The sequence below is a fragment of the Streptomyces sp. NPDC032472 genome, from assembly GCF_040636955.1.
In the GTDB taxonomy this organism is placed as follows: Bacteria; Actinomycetota; Actinomycetes; order Streptomycetales; family Streptomycetaceae; genus Streptomyces.
Genome location: NZ_JBEZVK010000184.1, coordinates 1 through 2,790, shown reverse-complemented (window position 1 = coordinate 2,790; position 2,790 = coordinate 1). Strand labels below are relative to the sequence as shown.

Annotated in this window: 2 protein-coding genes; both read right to left on the bottom strand. The window is 78.0% G+C overall.

All coding sequences use genetic code 11. The features are described from left to right. A partial coding sequence (locus tag AB0F11_RS38005) for a lantibiotic dehydratase C-terminal domain-containing protein (protein ID WP_362184413.1) occupies positions 1 to 457 on the bottom strand: 457 nt, incomplete at its 3' end. A gap of 7 nt (positions 458 to 464) precedes the next feature. Beyond that, entirely contained in the window at positions 465 to 2,639 is a 2,175-nt protein-coding gene (locus AB0F11_RS38000; protein ID WP_362184411.1) for a TOMM precursor leader peptide-binding protein, read from the bottom strand. Positions 2,640 to 2,790: the final 151 nt, after the last annotated feature.

Below are 2,790 nucleotides of genomic sequence, written 5' to 3'. Positions count from 1 at the left end.
ACACCGGGACCTCCGGCGGCCCGCCGGCCCCCGCGGCCCCGTGCCGGGAGTCGGCGGCCCGCACCTCGCCGTGCCGGCCGGGCCGGGGGCCGGGGGCGGCGGTGAGGCCGGCGGCGAGCCGACCCAGCTCCGCGGCGAGTCCGGCCGCGCCGGCGCCGGGCGACCCGAACCCTGCTGCGTCCGCTTGCGGTCCGCCGTCGGCCGCGGTACGGCGGAACCTGATCCGCAGGTGGGGTCCGCCCTCGCCGTGGCGGATGAAGAACCAGGCGCCGGCCCCCGGCCCGTACCGGGCGTCCATCAGCGGCGCGAGCGCGCCGGTGACGAAGGCGTCGGTGTCCACGCCGCCGGTGTGCAGCGCCAGGTGCAGGCTCTGCCAGCCGCCCGCCGGGGCCTCGGGCGGGGTCGCGAGCGGGGTCGACGGGACCGGGGACGGGGACGGGTTCGCAAGATCGGTCATCGGGTCCTCACGGGAACGGGTGCGGATACAGGGCGAGTTCGTCGTGGCGGAGCGGGCGGGCGGTCCGCCCCAGCCGGTGGGGCACCTCCAGCAGCCGCGGCAACCCGAGCGTGCGGCGGTTGACGTGCCCGAACGTCATCGGGAGGGTGCCGGGCACGACCACCTTGGCGCAGTGCAGGCCCAGCCGGTCCCGGATGCCGGGCTCGTCCTGCGTCACCACGACCACCTCCAGCCCCTCCGCGGCCAGCCGCCCGACCGTCTCCGACAGCAGCCGGGTGAGGTCGGCCACGGGGGCGGGCGCGCCCGGCCACCGCTCCTGCCAGGCGGTCCGCGGCCTGTCGGCGAACAGGAACTCCAGCCGCGGCTGCGCCTGCGGCAACGCGTTCAGGCCCACGTGGTCGTCGAGGTCGACCACCAGCTCCGGGCGCTCCAGCATGGGGCGCAGCCGCTCCGGATCGCGGGCGCCGCCCGGTCCGGCGGGCCGGTGCGCGGCGTCCTGGACGTTGGTGACGACCTCCGCCACCGCCGAGCGGATCGCGGCCCGCGGATCGTGGTGGGCCCCGGCGGCCAGGAAGGCGCGCGGGGCGTCGGGGTGGCTCCCCCCGTAACGGCACAGGGCCACCACCGCCGGAATGCCGAGGTCATTGGTGGCGTCCAGCAGGGTCAGCCGGTACCCCAGCAGCTCGGCGCGCGCGGCCAGCGCGGCCACCAGCGGGTCGTCGGCGGGCACCGCGACACCGGGCAGCGGCGTGCGCGCGTACCAGGCCATCAGGAAGGCGTCCCGCTCCGCCACCTCGAACAGCCCGTACAGGGCGGCCTCCTCGGGGCTGTTGCCGAGCCCGCAGCCGTTGGACGACTCGTACACCACCCGGGTCCGGCGGCGGTCCGGGCCCTGCTCCGGCACGTCCCAGTACGCCACGTGCTCGGGTACGGCGCGGGCCCGGCCCGCCGTGAGCGACCAGCCGTACACCCAGTCCAGCTCCAGGTCGGGGTGGTACGGGACGGTACGGGACGCGGGGTGCCCGTGGTGGGCCGGATCGGGCAGGCCCAGCCGGGCCGGGTCCACGGCTGCCTCCGGGCCCAACTGCGCGAAGGACGCGCGCAGAACGGTCCGGCGGCCCATCGGCCGCATCCCGGCCAGCCGCTCCACGGCCTCGAACAGCGCCACGCGCTCACTGGACGCGAAGTCCGCGGAGCGCCCGTACCCGCCGTCGTCGAGCAGGCGGCCGTCCGTCACCCAGGCGGTGGTGAGGGCGAAGGCGGAGTCCTCGGTCCGGAAGAGCCGGCGCACCGGGCCGAAGCGCTCGTCGAGCAGCTCGCCCCGCATCCGCTCCGCGGCGGTACGGGCGTTGGGGCCGCGCAACACGGAGGGCTCGGGCAGCGGCCGTGGCACGGCCGCCACCCGGGCCGCGTCGGCGCAGTCCGCCGGCAGCGGCCGACACACCGGACACCCGCCGACGGGGCGGACCCGGTGGGTGGACCAGGTGGCCCGGTTCCCTTGCACGAGGTACACGACGGCGCCCGCTTCACCGGCTGCCCCCGCACCCGCTTCGACGGCCCCACCGCCGGGCCCCGGCCGCACCGGGTCCGGCACATCCGGCTCCGCGGGCCCGGGGTGACCTGGTCGCGGTGGATGGTGGGGACGGCTGGCCGGCACTTCCGGCCTTGCCGCCGTTTGAGGCGCGGGTCCGGGCAGGGCCCGGTGCCCGGCGGAGCCGGGGTCCCCTGGCTCCGCTCCGGCGGCGCCACCTGCTTCGGGGGCAGCGCCCGGTTCGGCCTCCAGCAGCTCGGCCGCGAGCAGCAGGGCCGCGTCCGCCAGGGCCGGGGTACCGATACCCCCGAGCACGAGCCGGGGACTCTGCCACGGCACCCGGCCGCCCGCGGTGGCCAACCGCTGGTACTCAGTGCACACCAGGCAGGCCCCCGCCCCGGGTCCCAGCACGGGCCCCACCACGGTCAAGGCCCCGTCCTCCCGGACCGGCACGAGCCGCACCGGATGGGCCAGCGCATGCCGGCTGAGCCGCTCCGCCGCCTCCAGGGTCCAAGAGCCGAGGTGGACCACGGCAACGCCCTCCCTGAGGGCCAGCGCCGCCGCCGGATCCAGCACGGGCAGACCGCTGACGCCACCCGGATGCCCCAGCCCCGCGCCGGTCGCAGCCCCGGCCGTGGTCGTGGTGTTCATCACCGCTCCGCTCGTTGTCGTCGCCCTCATCGCGGGTTTCCCGCCCCGGCCAGGACGGTGAAGCCACAGGCGCGCAGCGCCGCCCCGACCCGCCCGGCGGAGTCGGCGGCCGCACCCGCCGCGGGGGGCGGGCCTTCCGGTCGCCACGGCT